Below are 15,724 nucleotides of genomic sequence, written 5' to 3' on the forward strand. Positions count from 1 at the left end.
CGGCCGCTTTCCCACCCTAAGCCCGGATCCGGCGATTGTGGCAGACCCCGAGCGGGCCGCACGGCCCCGATCCCGTTCGGCGGGCCCGACTTTGGCGGCCGGCTCGGGCGGTGGGTGCAGCTAGGCCAGCACCGGCTCCCACGGCGCCAGCTCGGGCAGCCAACCGGTGGTCGCGTCGTCGTCCTCGTCGGCGCCGCTGCACGGCGCGGCCGGTGCGGTCCCCGAGGGGAGCCGGGCCACGCTGAGCACCCCGGCGTGGTCGGCGACGTACAGGTAGTTACCGTCGGGGCTTTCCACCAGGGCCGACGGGTGCTTGGTCACCCTGACCTCACCGAGGACGTCCTGGGTGCGGGTGCCCAGCACCGTGACGCGGTCGTCGCTGATCAGGTAGGCGCGCTCGCCGTCGCGGCTCAGCGTCATCCGGGTCAGCGGCCCGGTGATCTCGTTGATCTTGTGCGTGCTGACGATGGTGGCGGCCCGGGTGTCGACGACGTCGAGCACCGAGCCCACCACCGGGCCGCAGCTGGCCACATACGCCGTGTTGCCGTCGTTGCCGAGCGCCACATCGCGGACGGGCAGCCCGAGCTCGACGGTGCCGACGAGGCGGGAGCGGCCGCCGACCCGGCGGCCGTCGGTGCGGGTGCGGGTTTCGATGATGGCCAGGCCGCCGCCGTTGGGCCCGTTGACGCCGACGAACAGCCGGCGACCGTCGGCGCTGACCCGCACGCAGGCGGTGGTCGTCCCGGCCGCGGCGGCCAGCTCGATCACCTCGAGCTCGCCCGTGGTGGTGTCCAGCACCGCCACATCGGCGCCGCGCACGGCGTTGCGGCTGGCGTAGAGGTACCGCCCGTCCGGGCTGACCGCCAGATCGCTCAGGCTGTGCGCCAGCCGATGCGTGGCGATGCGCCAGTTGGTGACGACGTCGATGACTTCGATCGCGTCGTAGGCGGCGGTGGCGGTGCTGACATAGGCGTAGTTCGGGTCGGCGGCGCTCATGGCCACCGCGAACGGTTCGCTCAGACCGGCGATGGTGCTCGCGACGCGGCAGGTGTGGGTGTCGATCACCGACACGGTGTCGCGGCCGTAGTTGGTCACCAGCAGCCGGCGCCCGTCGGGGCTGACGTCGATGTCGCTGATCGGGCCGTGGTGAACAGGGACTTTGACCACCGCGGTGTTGTCGATCCCGAATCGGGCCGTAGGCCCGTTTGCATCACTCACGCTGGTACCGCCTTTGCTGTGTTTGTCGGCCCGGGTGGCCAGGTGGCGTAGCCGCCGATACGGTCACGACGAATTGGCCACCGGATTCACCGGCTTTCAGCACCGAAAGGCACTGACGAGACTGGTTTTCGGTAGTCTACTGGCCAAAATTCGCCTCACTGCAGCTCGGAAATGCTCGACGTTAGCTACGTCACTCGGTGCACTCAGGTTCTGCTCAGACTTCCAATCACGCTGTATCGCAGTCGCTTACCCGCAGCGAAACCGTGGCAAACGCGCATGCGGGGGATTTCATCCGCGCCGCTAACCGCGCCCGCGCATGTTCGCGGGCTGCTTTGCTGAGGAATTCTCAGTATCGGCGGTACGAGAGGCGAATATCACATCGGGGCCGGCTCAGCTGAATTGGGTGTGCGGGCGCGGCAGCGGGGTCCCGTCGACGACGATGTCCAGTTTTTCGTTGTAGAACGCGATCAGCCCGGCGATCTGGGCGACCGCGGGCAGCGGGTAGTGGTAGGTCCAGGCCAGGTCTTCGTGCACGACGTCGCCGACCCGCACCGACCAGTAGCCCGACGTCGTTCCCTTGTAGGGGCACAGCGTCTGGGTGGCGCTGGGCTCCAGATGCGCGAAGTCGACGTCGGTGGCATCGATGTAGTACCTGGTGGGCAAACCGGTTTCGAACAGCAGGACGGGAGATCTGGTGTCCGCCAACGTGATTCCGTCACGTTCGACATGCACGTGTCGGTGTGAGCGCAGCGCATCCACCCGCGCGTACGGGTTGCGTGGATGGCCGTAGATCGGTTCGTCTTCTTCGAACCAGCGCAACGGATCCCATTCGAACCGCACGGTGCCGGCCAGCGGGCCGTCGCCGTCGGCGTCGAACACCCGGGCCGCCGACTCACAGGTGCGGTCGCCGGCCACCACGGAGTACAGCCGCGACGGGCCGAATTGCACTCGCTGAGCGTGGTTTTCGTCGCGCAGCAACTCGGTGCGCACGTCGGCCAGTGGAATGTAGTACTGCGGGTAGTAGGGGACCTCCCACACGTAGCGGGCGGCGGTGGTGTCGAAGACCAGCACGTCGCCCAGATAACCGCGGACCCGCCGCGGCGCCGGTTCGATCCGGCCCCGCGCGGCCGCCATCTGCGGGTAGTCCGGTTCGGCGGGCATCGTCGGCCCTACTGGTCCTTGGCGGCCAGTCCGGCCGGCGCGTGGGCGATCGCTCTCGTGATCGCCGCGGCCTCCGGCCGGTAGGCCTCGATCTCGTCGCCGCCGCGGCCGGTGATGGTGATCGTCTCGGCGCGGATGGCGTCGGGGCTGGGCGCGTCCATCACCACAACGTAGCCCTCAGCGCCGTTTGTCGCGCACCTTGTAGGTGGACGGCCACGACTTTCGAGATTCGTCCCCGGTCAACGGAGTTCCCATGCCGCCGACCTTGACGGCGTAGGCCTCCTTGCCGGGGCCGACCTCGCGATTGGCGTGTTCCTGGGCCAGGAAGTAGAGCTCGTCGATGGTGGCCTCGTCGTAGGCGACGAACGAGGTTTCCCGCTCCAGGTCGTCGATGCCGATCAGCATCCGGTCGGGCAGCAGCCGCGAGACCACCGCCGCCAGGCCCAGCAGCGCAAAGGGAATGATCCAGTAGCACAGGAAGGACAGCGGGGTCTTGGTGTCCAGCATGTAGGCGGGCGCCGCCCCGGCGGATCCCTGCAGCACCGACGGGATCGCCGACGACACCGTCATCCCGGCGAACGTCGCCACCCAGATCCAGCCGAGGATTTTCACGATCCGGCCGAACAACTCGGTCTTGGCGACGTCGGGAGCCTGTTCGGCGGCGGCGAACTCGGCCACGAAGGGCTTCCCGATCAGCATCCCCGCCAGCGCCGCCAGGAAGATCCCGGCGTTGCTCAGCGGCAGGATCCACCGCTGCAGAAACGACTCGCTGAGCGTGAAGGCCAGCACGGCGAGAACCAAAAGCACTGCCACAGAAGCGAAGTCGAAGAGCTGCCAGCGCCTGCGCAGCACCCCGCCCAGGCCCAGGCTGACCGCGGCGAGCGCCAGCGCGACCAGCACGGCCGCCACGAACGGAACGTTACCGACCAACACCCAATACACAATCCACGGCGCGAGGCCGAACAGCATGCCCATGCTGGGTCAGTGTATGAGTGGCCGTCGGCGCCGCCGCCGGCGGCTGGCCCAAACTCTTGGTCCACTAACGGCCCGGGGCCAGCCCCATCGCCAGGAAGTCCAGGCGCCACAACGACTCGAACAGTCGACGACCGAACTCCCGCGCCCGGTCATCCCGGCCGGCGCCCGCCACCCCGTCGATGATCTCGGCGATGCTGCGCCGGCCGTCGACCTGTTGGACAAAGGGCAGCTGGGCCGGGGTCAGCGTCAGTTTGGCGCCCGGCAGGTGGATCTGGTCACCGGACAGCAGGCATGCCGTCCGCAGCCCGGGGACATAGCCGAGATACGTCGGCGACGAGAAATCGATCCTGTAACGCTCCCGTGGGCGCTCCGGCCGGCAGGCGAGGAAGAAGTGGGTGGCGTTGGCCGGTTGCAGGCGCTCCATCACCGACCACAACGTGGTGTCGGGCAACCGGTTCAGGGCCGACTGGAATTGGGTTGCGGCGCCCCCGAAGAGCGCGTCGTGCGGGTAGTACGGCGAATTGCGAAGCCAGCCCTGGAACGCCAGCCCGGCCGCGGCGACCAGCTCCAGGCATTGCTCGACGGTGTAGCTGCGTTGCCGGGCGTGCAGGAAGGTGTCGACCAGCCCGCCATCGGTCGACAGGTCGCGGGCCCCCTTCAGATAGGTGTGCACGGGGTGGTCTGCCGGGAGCGCCGCCACCGCGTCTTTGACCAGTTCCACCGAGGCCTCGTCCTGGGAGAGTCCGAGGTCGCGAAACACCGATGCCAGCATCTCGACGCCGATCCGGCCGTAGCTGGCGTAGAGCATGACGCCGAGCGCCCCGTCGGGCCGCAGGCACCGACCGAGCGCTGTCAGCCCGGTCAGCGGATCCGCCAGATGATGCAGCACGCCGGTGGAGACGATGAGATCGAAGTCGCGGTCCAGCGCGGCGACCTCTTCGATCGCGAGCCGATGCAGCTCCAGGTTGTGCAGCCGGTGCTTGTCCTTCAGGAATTGCTGATGGTCCAGCGCCGTCCGGCTGACGTCGATGGCAACCACTTTGGCGGCGCGGTTGGTGTAGGCGTAGACGGCCGCCTGGAAGGTGCCGCACCCCGCGATGAGGATGTCGAGGTCGGGTCGGTAGTCGCGGTCGGGCCACAGCAGCCGATGCGCCCAGAACGGGTCGAACCAGTCCCAGTGGTTTGTCGTCCACGCGTCGAGGTCGGTGACCGGCGGCGGGTATTGCCAGCGATCGTATTGGCGCGAGACACCGTCGGCCCGTGCATCCTCGGACACCGTCGCGCTGGCTCCTTCGTGGTGCTCGGTCGCGCACCGCTCGCGACCAACTTACTCGGCCGGACGGCTGCGAGCCCGCTCGTCGTTGGCCACCCGGGCGGATACTTCGAATTCGCCTCTGCGCCAAGCGATTAGGTGCTCATTTCGGCCACCGGGCGGCGCGGCGCCCCGGACGGTCACGGACCCGGCGCGTCCGGCCGGGAGTTTCGGTGCCCCCAGTCGGACTCGAACCGACACTGGGCGGATTTTAAGTCCGCTGCCTCTGCCAATTGGGCTATGGGGGCCCGGCGGCGAATCTAGCGCGTGGCGGCTGGTTTCACCGCACCGCGTCGGGTCGGCAATTTGCCAGACGTACAACATGCGGTTCCGCTGAGCGTGTATTAGGATCCGCGCGCCGCGCGCGATTACTTCCGGCGGGCGTTTACTCCAGATGACAGGCGGATGTCGTCCGACAGGACCGTGTTAAAACTGCCGCCCTCGTCGTTAAGAAGCCGTAAACGGCTGTCATCTCAGGCCTTTCGATCGGGAACGTGGGGTCGTGGATCGATAGCGTCTTGCCCACGCACAGCGGCCGCGAGGCGAGCGCACGGGTCGATCCACACCGGGGGTCGGCCAGCTTGAGCACGAGGAGCAATGGATGTCATTCCTGACGACAACGACTGAGGAGATGTTAGCCGCCGAGGCGCTGCTCAGTGGGATCAACAGCAATCTCGCGGCGCAAAACGCCGGCGCGGCCTCGGCGACGACCGCCATCGCCCCCGCCGCCGCCGACCCGGTGTCGGCCCAGCAGGCGGCCATCTTCTCGGCCTACGGCACCCAGTACCAGGCGATCGCGTCCGAGGCGCAGACGCTGCTGGAACAGTATTCGCAGACCCTGGGCATCAGTTCCAACAGCTACGGCGACACCGAGGCAGTCAACGCCAGCCAGACCGCGATGCAGGCGCTGAGCGCCGCGGACCCCACCGCCAGCGCGGCCACCGGCTCCAACCCGATCGACATCTTGGCGTGGCTGCTGTGCTTCAACGGCCAGTCCAGCGGCGGTCTGGGCGGCATGTTCGGCCTGTCGAGCAACGGCGCCAACATCGGCAACATCGGTATCGGCAACTGGGCGTCGGCCACCTCGAACCTGCTCGGCCTGGCCGGTGGTGGGCTGCTGGACACCTCCGGCGCCGACGCCGCCGCCGGGGCCGACCTGGCCACCTCGACCGCACCGGTGGAAACCGGCGTGGGCGGGGCCGGTGTCGGTGGCGTGGCGGGCATGGGTGCGATGCCGGCCGCCGCGATGGGCCAGGCGACCACCGTCAGCAAACTGTCCGTGCCGCCGAGTTGGGCCGGCACCACCCCGGTGGTCGGTTCCAGCAGCGCGCCGCTGCAAACGGTGGGCTGGACCGCCGCCGCTCCGCAGGCCGGCGTCGGCACGGTGGTGCCGGGCATGCCCGGGGTGGGGACCATGGCGCGCAACAGCGCCGGTTTCGGGGCGCCACGCTACGGCGTCAAACCGATCGTCATGCCCAAGCCGGCGACGGTCTAGGCAACCCAGGCAACAGTTTTCAACCGATTCGAGGAGCGGGATACACAAATGGTTCTTGACTTTGCGGCGGTTCCACCGGAAATCACCTCGGCGCTCATGTACGCCGGCGCGGGCTCGGGCCCGCTGATGGCGGCGGCGACGGCGTACGCCAACCTGTCCGCCGAGGTGAGCAGCACCGCCAGCCAATGGGAGTCGATCATCTCGCTGCTGACCACCGAACAGTGGACGGGCGGCGGGTCGGCCGCGGCGGCGGCCGCGGCGCAGCCCATCGTGTCCTACCTGACCACCACGGCGGCCGCGCTCGAGCAGGCCAGCGCGCAGGCCACCGCGTCGGCGGCCGCCTACGAAGCGGCGTTCGCCGCGACGGTGCCGCCGCCGGTGATCGCCGCCAACCGGTCGTTGCTGGCAACGCTGGTGGCGACCAACTTCCTGGGTGTCAACTCGGCGGCCATCGCGGCGACCGAAGCGCAGTACGCCGAGATGTGGGTGCAGGACGCCACCATGATGGCCACCTACCAGGCGGCCTCGGCGGCCGCCGGAGTGCTGCAGCCGGTGACGCCGCTGACCTCGACCACCAACCCCGGAGCGGCCGCGGCCGTTGACAACGGCGCCGTCGCCTTCGACGCGACGAACAGCACGGCGCAGACGGCGGGTCTAGACCTCTCGTCGCTGATCACGTCGCCCCCCACCGACGGCCTGCTGCAGTCCATCGACGATCTGCTGGGCACCCCGTCGTTCCTCAACGCGACCAACGGCGCGATCAACACCGCAGCCTGGTGGGTGTGTGCCACCATCCCGAACGCGGTGTCGCTGGGCAAGACCCTGGGGACCGTGCCGGCGATCCCGTTCTCGCTCACCGACTCGGTTGCGCCGGCGGCGGGAGCGGCCATCACGCCGGGCATGATGGTGGGCTCGGTGACGGGCGCCGGTGCGTCGGCGGCGGTGGGCGAGGCGTCCGCGGTGGGCGGGCTGTCGGTGCCCGCCAGCTGGTCGGCGGCCGCGCCGGCCACATCGCTGGCCTCGTCGGCCGCCCCGCTGGAGGGCTCGGGCTGGACCGTCGCCTCCGAAGCCGAGCCGGTCACCGCGATGCCCGGCATGCCGGGGGCGGCGGCCGCGGCCAAGGGCGCCGGCGCCTACGGCAGCGGACCCCGGTACGGCTTCAAGCCGATCGTCATGCCCAAACAGGTCGTCGTCTAACGATGAGACCGCGGATAAGGCGAATAAGGGGGTAGATGTCACCCGTTTGAGGCGAGCAATTAACCGGCAGGCCGTAATCTATTTCCAACGCGGCCACCACCGCATCAATTACAACTGTTAAGACTTCGGCGAACTGAAGCTTCAAGATAGGAGACAGCCGAGATGGCAACACGTTTTATGACCGACCCGCACGAAATGCGGGCGATGGCGGGCCGCTTCGAGGTGCACGCCCAGACCGTGGAGGACGAGGCCCGCAAGATGTGGGCGTCGTCGATGAACATCGCCGGTGCGGGCTGGAGTGGTCAGGCCCAGGCGACCTCGTACGACACGATGGGTCAGGTCAACCAGGCCTTCCGCAACATCGTCAACATGCTGCACGGGGTGCGTGACGGGCTGATCCGCGACGCCAACAACTACGAGCAGCAAGAGCAGGCTTCGCAGCAGATCCTCAGCAGCTAGCCCAGAACTGCTGCCGTCCAACACTTTTAAGGAGCAATCGCTATGAGCATCAACTACCAGTTCGGCGATGTCGACGCCCACGGTGCGCTCATCCGCGCCCAGGCCGCGTCCCTGGAGGCCGAGCACCAGGCCATCATTCGTGATGTGCTGGCTGCCGGTGACTTCTGGGGCGGTGCCGGTTCGGTGGCCTGCCAGGAGTTCATCACCCAGTTGGGTCGCAACTTCCAGGTGATCTACGAGCAGGCCAACGCCCACGGCCAGAAGGTCCAGACCGCGGGCAGCAACATGGCCAGCACCGACAGCGCCGTCGGGTCCAGCTGGGCCTGACAACCGTCTCGAAAAACGGGGCCGCGCCTGGTGCGCGGCCCCGTTTTTCGTCGATAGAGCACACCGATACGCCTGTGCGGCAAGGCTTTTAGATCCGGTTGCCGCCGCGCGGAAATAGCCGCGCCGGCCGCGACACCCCGGCTCCCACATTTGAGAACTCTATGAACTCGGTGACAGTCCTATGTGTGCGTCGCCAGAATGTAGGAGCATGACCGTAATGTCGGGACAATCAGCCGCGCAGCGGCCACGCCAGGCCATCCTGGGGCAGTTGCCCAGGATCTACCGCGCCGACGGGTCACCGATCAGGGTTTTGCTGGTCGACGACGAGCCGGCGCTGACCAACCTGGTGAAGATGGCGTTGCACTACGAGGGCTGGGTGGTCGACATCGCCCACAACGGACGCGAGGCCATGGCCAAGTTCGACCGGGCGGCCCCCGACGTGCTGGTGCTCGACATCATGCTGCCCGACGTGGACGGCCTGCGGATCCTGGAGCGGGTGCGTCAGTCCGACGCTTACACGCCAACGCTTTTCCTCACCGCGCGCGACTCGGTGATGGACCGGGTGACCGGTCTCACCGCGGGCGCCGACGACTACATGACCAAACCGTTCAGCCTCGAGGAGCTGGTCGCCCGGCTGCGCGGGCTGTTGCGCCGCGCCAGCCAGCAGCCCGCCCCGACCGCCGAAACCCTCAAGGTCGGCGACCTGGTGGTGGACACCGCCAGCCGCGAGGTCACCCGTGGCGACACACCGGTGTCGTTGTCGTCCACCGAGTTCGAGCTGCTGCGCTTTTTGATGCGCAACCCCCGCCGCGCGCTCAGCCGCACCGAAATCCTGGACCGGGTGTGGAACTACGACTTCGCCGGGCGCACCAGCATCGTGGACCTGTACATCTCGTACCTGAGGAAGAAGATCGACTCCGGCCGCGAGCCGATGATCCACACCGTCCGCGGTGTCGGATACATGCTGCGGCCGGCGGAATGACCCGAGACCGCGACACCGCATCCGGGGGATTTCCCCGGTGGTTTCCCTCCTCGCTGCGCCGCCAACTGCTGTTCGGCGTGCTGGCGGTGGTCAGCGTGGTGCTGGTGACGGTCGGCTTCGTCTCGGTGTTGAGCCTGCGTGGCTACGTCAACGCCATGAGCGACGCCGACGTCGCCGAATCGTTGGACGCGTTCAGCCACCAGTACACCAAATACCGCAACGGCGAACATGTTTCGCCACATGCGGGCACCCCGCCGATCCAACAGGCCATCCTGGAATTCACCGGCCAGACGCCGGGGAACCTGATCGCGGTGCTGCGCAACGGCGCCGTGATCGGCTCGGCGGTCTTCTCCGAGGACGAACCCCGGCCCGCACCGCCCGACGTCGTCCGCGACCTCGCCGCCCAGTCGTGGAAGGACAGCCCGCCGCGCACCGAAATCCTGGGCAGGCTGGGGCCATACCGGGTCAACAGCACCGTGAACGGCTCGGACGTGCTGGTGGTCGGGGTGTCACACAACCTGGCCGACCGGATCATCGCGCGCAAACAGCTCACCACCGTGGCGCTGACCGCATCGGCGCTGCTGCTCACCGCCGGGCTGACGGTGTGGGTGGTCGGCTACACGCTGCGCCCGCTGCGCCGGCTGGCGGCGATCGCCGCCCACGTCGCCGCCATGCCGCTCACCGACGACGACCACCGGATCACGGTCCGGGTGCAACCGCAGGACACCGACCCGCAAAACGAGGTCGGGATCGTCGGGCATGCGCTGAATCGGTTGCTGGACAACGTGGATAGCGCCCTGGCGCATCGGGTCGACTCCGATCTGCGGATGCGCCAATTCATCACCGACGCCAGCCATGAGCTCCGGACACCGCTGGCCGCCATTCAGGGCTACGCCGAACTGAGCCGTCAGGACAGCTCGACGCTGCCGCCCACCACCGAATACGCGCTGGCCCGCATCGAGTCGGAGGCGCGGCGGATGGCGCTCCTGGTCGACGAGCTGCTGCTGCTTTCCCGGCTGGGTGAGGGCCAGGACCTGCAGTCCGAGGACGTCGACTTGACCGAGGTGGTCAGCGACGCGGTGAACGACGCGATGGTGGCCGCCCCCACCCACCACTGGGTCAAAGACGTGCCCGACGAACCGGTATGGGTGCGCGGCGACCAGGCCCGGCTGCATCAGTTGGTCAGCAATCTGCTCGGCAACGCCCGCGTGCACACCCCACCCGGGGTCACGGTGACGACCGCGATCCGCTGTCACCGCGGCGGCCGCGAGGCGCCGTTCGCCGAGCTGACCGTCACCGACGACGGCCCCGGCATCGACGCGGACCTGCTGCCCAACCTGTTCGAGCGGTTCGTCCGGGCCGACAAGTCAAGGTCCGACGGCTCGGGCCACGGGCTGGGGCTGGCCATCGTCAGCTCGATCGTCAAGGCCCACCACGGCTCGGTGGGCGTCGAATCCACCGCGGGCAGGACGGTGTTCCGGGTCCGGCTCCCGCTGATCGACGGACCGGGAACCCTTGGCGTAGCGGGTCTTTGACGGCCCCACCGCAAGGGGCGTTAACAAACCGTAAAGGTGCACTACGGCCCCGTTAGGAAACCGTCAACCAAAGGCCCTGGCAGCGCGGGCCCGATTAATTTCAAGCTGACTTCGCCTCGAGAGCCCCGCTTCGGGCCGGCTCGACGGAGCCCTTTTCGTATGCAGGTGATCGGCGCGGAACGGAGACAGGATGGGCGTGGTGGTGTATCTGGTGCTGACCGTGGCGGTGTTCGCGGCGCTCGGCGTGGCCCAGAAGCTGGTCGAACGGCTATGAACTACCAAAACACGGTCGGCTTGGTGCTTTCCATTCTCATCGCGCTCTTTCTCGCGGGCGCGCTGTTGTTCCCGGAGAGGTTCTAGGTGAGCAGCACAACCGCGGGACTGATCTTTCTCGCCGTCCTCGTCGCGGCGTTGGTCGTGGTCCATGTTCCCTTGGGCGACTACATGTTTCGTGTCTACACGACCGACAGGGACCTCGCCGCCGAGCGGACGATCTATCGGCTCATCGGCGTCGACGCGCGCTCGGAACAGACCTGGGGCGCCTACGCCCGCGGTGTGTTGGCGTTCTCCTCGGTCAGCATCATTTTCCTGTTCGTGCTGCAGCTGGTGCAGGGCAAGCTACCGCTGCACCTGCATGACCCGGCCACCAAGATGACGCCCTCGCTGGCGTGGAACACCGCGGTCAGCTTCGTCACCAACACCAATTGGCAGGCGTACTCGGGGGAAACCACCCAGGGCCACCTGGTGCAGATGGCCGGCTTGGCGGTGCAGAACTTCGTCTCGGCGGCCGTCGGCATGGCGGTGGCCGTCGCCCTGGTGCGCGGGTTCGCCCGCCGGCGCACCGGCGAGCTGGGCAACTTCTGGGTCGACCTGGTGCGCGGGACGCTGCGCATCCTGCTGCCCATCTCGATCGTCGGCGCCGTGCTGCTGGTCGCCGGCGGGGCGATCCAGAACTTCCATCTGCACGACCAGGTCGTCACCACGCTGGGCGGCACCGCACAGACCATCCCCGGCGGCCCGGTGGCCAGCCAGGAGGTGATCAAGGAACTCGGCACCAACGGCGGCGGCTTCTACAACGCCAATTCCGCGCACCCGTTCGAGAATCCGACCGCCTGGACCAACTGGCTGGAGATCTTCCTGATCCTGGTGATCGGCTTCTCGTTGCCCCGCACCTTCGGGCGGATGGTGGGTAACCCCAAGCAGGGCTACGCGATTGCGTCGGTGATGGCGTCGCTGTACCTGCTGAGCACCGGCTTCATGCTGTGGTTCCAGCTGCAGCATCACGGCACGGTGCCCAGCGCGGTCGGCGCGGCGATGGAGGGCGTCGAACAGCGGTTCGGCGTTCCCGACTCGGGCGTGTTCGCCGCGGCGACAACGCTCACCTCCACCGGCGCGGTGGACTCCGCGCACGACTCGCTCACCAGCCTCGGCGGCATGATCACCATGTTCAACATGCAGCTCGGTGAGGTGGCGCCCGGCGGCACCGGCTCGGGCCTGTACGGCATGCTGGTGCTCGCGGTGATCACGGTGTTCGTGGCCGGGCTGATGGTCGGGCGCACCCCGGAGTACCTGGGCAAGAAGATCAACCCGCGCGAAATCAAGCTCGCCGCAAGCTATTTCCTGGTCACGCCGCTGATCGTGCTGACCGGCACCGCGATCGCGATGGCGCTGCCCGGTGAACGCGCCGGCATGGCCAACAGCGGTCCGCACGGTTTGTCGGAGGTGTTGTACGCGTTCACCTCGGCGGCCAACAACAACGGGTCGGCCTTCGCCGGACTGAGCGCCAACACCGAGTGGTACAACACGGCCCTGGGCCTGGCCATGGCGTTCGGCCGCTTCCTGCCCATCGTGCTGGTGCTGGCGCTGGCCGGCTCGCTGGCCAGGCAGGGCAGCACCCCGGACTCGGCGGGCACCCTGCCCACCCACCGGCCCCAGTTCGTCGGCATGGTCGCCGGCGTCACGCTGATCGTCGTCGCCCTCACGTTCCTGCCCATGCTCGCGCTCGGGCCTCTCGCCGAAGGAATCCACTGATGACCGTGACCGCGATCGACCCGGCCGAGCAGGCGCATCCGGCGCCGTCGGCCGGCACCAAGCGGGTGCAGGGCGGCCTGCTCGACCCGAAGATGCTGTGGCGCTCCACCCCGGACGCGCTGCGCAAACTCGACCCGCGCACGCTGTGGCGCAACCCGGTGATGTTCATCGTCGAAATCGGCGCGGCGTGGAGCACGGTGTTGGCGATCGTCGGCCCGACCTGGTTCGCCTGGCTGACCGTGATCTGGCTGTGGCTCACCGTACTGTTCGCCAACCTCGCCGAGGCGGTGGCCGAGGGCCGGGGCAAGGCCCAGGCAGAAACCCTGCGCCGGGCCAAAACCCAGACCATGGCGCGGCGCCTGCGCGACTGGGCGCCCGGCTCGGCCGGGATCGAGGAGGCCGTCGCCGCCACCGCGCTGCAACAGGGCGACATCGTCGTGGTGGAGGCCGGGCAGGTGATCCCCGGCGACGGTGATGTGGTGGAAGGCATTGCGTCGGTGGACGAATCGGCCATCACCGGCGAATCCGCACCGGTGATCCGCGAGTCCGGCGGGGACCGATCGGCGGTCACCGGCGGCACCACCGTGCTCAGCGACCGCATCGTCGTGCAGATCACCCAGAAGCCGGGCGAAAGCTTCATCGACCGGATGATCGCCCTCGTCGAGGGCGCCAACCGGCAGAAGACACCCAACGAGATCGCGCTGAACATCCTGCTGGCCGCGCTGACGATCATCTTCGTGTTCGCCGTCGCCACGTTGCAGCCGCTGGCCATCTACTCGAAGGTGAACAACCCGGGCGTCCCGGATACCCAGGCGCTCAACACAAGTGGCGTCACCGGCATCGTGATGGTGTCGCTGCTGGTGTGCCTGATCCCGACCACCATCGGGGCGCTGCTGTCGGCCATCGGCATCGCCGGCATGGACCGGCTGGTGCAGCGCAACGTGCTCGCCATGTCCGGGCGGGCGGTGGAAGCCGCCGGTGATGTCAACACCCTGCTGCTGGACAAAACCGGCACCATCACGCTGGGCAACCGGCAGGCCGCCGCCTTCATCCCGCTGGCCGGCGTGTCTCCCGAGGAGTTGGCCGACGCCGCGCAGCTGTCCAGCCTGGCCGACGAAACACCCGAGGGCCGTTCGGTTGTGGTGTTCGCCAAGCAGCACTTCGGGTTGCGGGCGCGCACCCCCGGCGAGCTGTCCCAGGCGCAGTGGGTGGCGTTCTCGGCCACCACCCGAATGTCGGGGGTCGACCTGGACGGGCACTCCCTGCGCAAGGGGGCGGCCAGTTCGGTCGCCGAATGGGTACGCAGCCAACGCGGCAGCGTCCCGCACCAGCTCGGCGAGATCGTGGACGGCATCTCCGCCGGCGGCGGCACACCACTGGTCGTCGGCGAGAGCGTCGACGGCCGGGCACGGGTGCTCGGTGTCATCCACCTCAAGGACGTGGTGAAGCAGGGCATGCGGGAACGGTTCGACGAGATGCGGCGGATGGGCATCCGGACGGTGATGATCACCGGCGATAATCCGTTGACCGCCAAGGCAATTGCCGACGAGGCCGGCGTCGACGACTTCCTCGCCGAGGCCACCCCCGAGGACAAGCTTCAATTGATCAAGCGGGAGCAGGCCGGCGGCAAGCTGGTGGCGATGACCGGCGACGGCACCAACGACGCGCCCGCCCTGGCCCAAGCCGACGTGGGGGTGGCGATGAACACCGGCACGTCGGCGGCCAAAGAGGCCGGCAACATGGTCGATCTCGACTCCGACCCCACCAAGCTCATCGAGATCGTCGAGATCGGCAAGCAATTGCTGATCACCCGCGGGGCGCTGACCACCTTCTCGATCGCCAACGACATCGCCAAGTACTTCGCGATCATCCCGGCGATGTTCGTCGCGCTGTTCCCCGGCCTGGATCTGATCAACGTGATGCGGCTGCACAGCCCGCAGTCGGCGATCCTGTCAGCGGTGATCTTCAACGCGATCATCATCGTGCTGCTGATCCCGCTGTCGCTGCGCGGTGTGCGGTACACGCCAAGCAGCGCGTCGAAGCTGTTGAGCCGCAACCTGTATATCTACGGCCTGGGCGGCATCGTCGCCCCGTTCATCGGAATCAAGGCGATCGACCTGATCGTCCAATTCGTCCCCGGGATGTCCTGACATGACACTGTCGAACTTCATTCGCCTGCACTGGGCGGCGTTGCGGGCGCTGCTGGTGCTGACCGTGATCACCGGCCTGGCCTATCCGCTGCTCGTCTGGGTGGTGGCGCAGTTCCCCGGATTACGCGACCACGCCGAGGGGTCGATCCTGACCGCCAACGGCAAGCCGGTGGGCAGCAGACTGATCGGCCAGCTGTTCACCGACAAGGACGGCAACCCGTTGCCGCAGTACTTTCAGAGTCGCCCCTCGGCGGCCGGCACCGGCTACGACCCGACCTCCAGCGGCGGCAGCAACCTGGGGCCGGAGAGCATCGTCGACGCACCCGGCAAACCCGGCCTGCTGACCACGGTGTGCTCGCGCAGCGCCGCCGTCGCCGAACTGGAGGGCGTCGACGGGTCGCGGCCGTTCTGCACCGGCGGCGGTGTGGGGGCGGTGCTGTCGGTGATCGGGCCGCGCGACGAGCGCGGCAACGTCACCCACCCGGCCCGGGTGGTCAGCGTCAACGAACCGTGCGAATCGACCCCGACACCGTTCGTGAGCCTCTACGAGGGGGTGCGCGTCGAATGCGCCAAGACCGGGGAGGACTATTCGCTCGGCCAGATCGTGCCCATCCGCGGAGCGGCACCGGCGGCCCCGGCCGTGCCCGCCGACGCGGTCACCGCCGGCGGCAGCGGCCTGGACCCGAACATCTCGCCCGCCTACGCCGACATCCAGGTGGCGCGGGTGGCCAAGGTGCGCCACGTCCGCCCGGAGCAGATCCGGGAGCTGGTGGCGCAGAACAGCAGCGGGCGCGCGTTGGGCTTTTTCGGTGAACCGTGCGTCAACGTGCTGCAGCTAAACCTGCAACTCGACCACCGCTATCCGGTCACCAGCTAGCGGCG

The 15,724-nt window shown here is 68.2% G+C and carries 16 protein-coding genes and 1 tRNA gene; 11 read left to right on the top strand and 6 right to left on the bottom strand.

The window, feature by feature from the left end; translation table 11 throughout:
• Positions 1-120 precede the first annotated feature (120 nt).
• The 6 genes from NF20_RS13950 to NF20_RS13970 all read right to left on the bottom strand — a co-directional run bounded on the left by NF20_RS13950 (position 121) and on the right by NF20_RS13970 (position 4,914).
• Entirely contained in the window at positions 121-1,218 is a 1,098-nt protein-coding gene (locus NF20_RS13950) for a YncE family protein (protein ID WP_179143953.1), read from the bottom strand.
• A 390-nt stretch (positions 1,219-1,608) separates the two neighbouring features.
• A complete protein-coding gene (locus NF20_RS13955; protein WP_023871244.1) occupies positions 1,609-2,379 on the bottom strand; it encodes a DUF427 domain-containing protein in 771 nt (256 codons plus the stop codon).
• Positions 2,380-2,387: 8 nt separating this feature from the next.
• Positions 2,388-2,540, bottom strand: a complete 153-nt coding sequence (locus NF20_RS27675) for a hypothetical protein (RefSeq protein ID WP_162291294.1) — start codon at positions 2,538-2,540, stop codon at positions 2,388-2,390.
• A gap of 16 nt (positions 2,541-2,556) precedes the next feature.
• On the bottom strand, positions 2,557-3,354 hold the full coding sequence (locus NF20_RS13960) for a hypothetical protein (protein WP_003872717.1): 798 nt from the start codon (positions 3,352-3,354) through the stop codon (positions 2,557-2,559).
• A gap of 64 nt (positions 3,355-3,418) precedes the next feature.
• Positions 3,419-4,630 (bottom strand): class I SAM-dependent methyltransferase, encoded by a 1,212-nt coding sequence (locus tag NF20_RS13965; protein ID WP_023871245.1) that lies wholly within the window; start codon positions 4,628-4,630, stop codon positions 3,419-3,421.
• 210 nt (positions 4,631-4,840) lie between these two features.
• A tRNA-Leu gene (locus NF20_RS13970) sits at positions 4,841-4,914 on the bottom strand.
• Between the two features lie 353 nt (positions 4,915-5,267).
• Between NF20_RS13970 and NF20_RS13975 the strand changes: the two genes are divergently transcribed.
• The 11 genes from NF20_RS13975 (at position 5,268) to NF20_RS14025 (ending at position 15,719) form a co-directional block, all read left to right on the top strand.
• Positions 5,268-6,161, top strand: coding sequence for a PPE family protein, SVP subgroup (locus tag NF20_RS13975; RefSeq protein ID WP_033710975.1), 894 nt, complete (start codon positions 5,268-5,270; stop codon positions 6,159-6,161).
• 48 nt (positions 6,162-6,209) lie between these two features.
• The gene (locus NF20_RS13980) at positions 6,210-7,358 is read left to right on the top strand and encodes a PPE family protein (RefSeq protein ID WP_003877554.1); all 1,149 of its coding nucleotides are present in this window, start codon (positions 6,210-6,212) and stop codon (positions 7,356-7,358) included.
• Between the two features lie 162 nt (positions 7,359-7,520).
• On the top strand, positions 7,521-7,817 hold the full coding sequence (locus tag NF20_RS13985) for a WXG100 family type VII secretion target (protein WP_003874404.1): 297 nt from the start codon (positions 7,521-7,523) through the stop codon (positions 7,815-7,817).
• Between the two features lie 42 nt (positions 7,818-7,859).
• The gene (locus NF20_RS13990) at positions 7,860-8,144 is read left to right on the top strand and encodes a WXG100 family type VII secretion target (RefSeq protein ID WP_003874405.1); all 285 of its coding nucleotides are present in this window, start codon (positions 7,860-7,862) and stop codon (positions 8,142-8,144) included.
• A gap of 208 nt (positions 8,145-8,352) precedes the next feature.
• On the top strand, positions 8,353-9,126 hold the full coding sequence (locus NF20_RS13995; protein ID WP_009975275.1) for a response regulator transcription factor: 774 nt from the start codon (positions 8,353-8,355) through the stop codon (positions 9,124-9,126).
• Positions 9,123-10,661, top strand: coding sequence for a sensor histidine kinase (locus NF20_RS14000; RefSeq protein ID WP_033710675.1), 1,539 nt, complete (start codon positions 9,123-9,125; stop codon positions 10,659-10,661). Before NF20_RS13995 ends, NF20_RS14000 begins: the two co-directional genes overlap by 4 nt.
• 190 nt (positions 10,662-10,851) lie before the next feature.
• A complete protein-coding gene (locus tag NF20_RS28235) occupies positions 10,852-10,935 on the top strand; it encodes a hypothetical protein (protein ID WP_003877549.1) in 84 nt (27 codons plus the stop codon).
• Positions 10,932-11,021, top strand: coding sequence for a hypothetical protein (locus NF20_RS28240; protein ID WP_003872722.1), 90 nt, complete (start codon positions 10,932-10,934; stop codon positions 11,019-11,021). The genes NF20_RS28235 and NF20_RS28240 overlap by 4 nt, the downstream gene beginning before the upstream one ends.
• On the top strand, positions 11,022-12,692 hold the full coding sequence (kdpA, locus tag NF20_RS14015; protein WP_009975278.1) for a potassium-transporting ATPase subunit KdpA: 1,671 nt from the start codon (positions 11,022-11,024) through the stop codon (positions 12,690-12,692).
• Positions 12,692-14,842, top strand: coding sequence for a potassium-transporting ATPase subunit KdpB (kdpB, locus tag NF20_RS14020; RefSeq protein WP_023869583.1), 2,151 nt, complete (start codon positions 12,692-12,694; stop codon positions 14,840-14,842). Before kdpA ends, kdpB begins: the two co-directional genes overlap by 1 nt.
• A gap of 1 nt (position 14,843) precedes the next feature.
• Positions 14,844-15,719 carry a potassium-transporting ATPase subunit C gene (locus tag NF20_RS14025; protein ID WP_009975280.1) on the top strand — a complete coding sequence of 292 codons (876 nt, stop codon included), beginning with the start codon at positions 14,844-14,846 and terminating at the stop codon, positions 15,717-15,719.
• Positions 15,720-15,724: the final 5 nt, after the last annotated feature.

It is taken from the genome of Mycobacterium sp. MAC_080597_8934 (genome assembly GCF_000523975.1).
GTDB classification, from domain to species: domain Bacteria; phylum Actinomycetota; class Actinomycetes; order Mycobacteriales; family Mycobacteriaceae; genus Mycobacterium; species Mycobacterium avium.

Bases quoted from the DNA above. Each gene is read 5' to 3' on its own strand.
- NF20_RS13955 (WP_023871244.1), bottom strand. From the start codon at position 2,379: ATGCCCGCCGAACCGGACTACCCGCAGATGGCGGCCGCGCGGGGCCGG.
- NF20_RS27675 (WP_162291294.1), bottom strand. From the start codon at position 2,540: ATGGACGCGCCCAGCCCCGACGCCATCCGCGCCGAGACGATCACCATC.
- NF20_RS13960 (WP_003872717.1), bottom strand. From the start codon at position 3,354: ATGGGCATGCTGTTCGGCCTCGCGCCGTGGATTGTGTATTGGGTGTTG.
- NF20_RS13975 (WP_033710975.1), top strand. From the start codon at position 5,268: ATGTCATTCCTGACGACAACGACTGAGGAGATGTTAGCCGCCGAGGCG.
- NF20_RS13980 (WP_003877554.1), top strand. From the start codon at position 6,210: ATGGTTCTTGACTTTGCGGCGGTTCCACCGGAAATCACCTCGGCGCTC.
- NF20_RS13985 (WP_003874404.1), top strand. From the start codon at position 7,521: ATGGCAACACGTTTTATGACCGACCCGCACGAAATGCGGGCGATGGCG.
- NF20_RS13990 (WP_003874405.1), top strand. From the start codon at position 7,860: ATGAGCATCAACTACCAGTTCGGCGATGTCGACGCCCACGGTGCGCTC.
- NF20_RS13995 (WP_009975275.1), top strand. From the start codon at position 8,353: ATGACCGTAATGTCGGGACAATCAGCCGCGCAGCGGCCACGCCAGGCC.
- NF20_RS14000 (WP_033710675.1), top strand. From the start codon at position 9,123: ATGACCCGAGACCGCGACACCGCATCCGGGGGATTTCCCCGGTGGTTT.
- NF20_RS28235 (WP_003877549.1), top strand. From the start codon at position 10,852: ATGGGCGTGGTGGTGTATCTGGTGCTGACCGTGGCGGTGTTCGCGGCG.
- NF20_RS28240 (WP_003872722.1), top strand. From the start codon at position 10,932: ATGAACTACCAAAACACGGTCGGCTTGGTGCTTTCCATTCTCATCGCG.
- kdpB (WP_023869583.1), top strand. From the start codon at position 12,692: ATGACCGTGACCGCGATCGACCCGGCCGAGCAGGCGCATCCGGCGCCG.
- NF20_RS14025 (WP_009975280.1), top strand. From the start codon at position 14,844: ATGACACTGTCGAACTTCATTCGCCTGCACTGGGCGGCGTTGCGGGCG.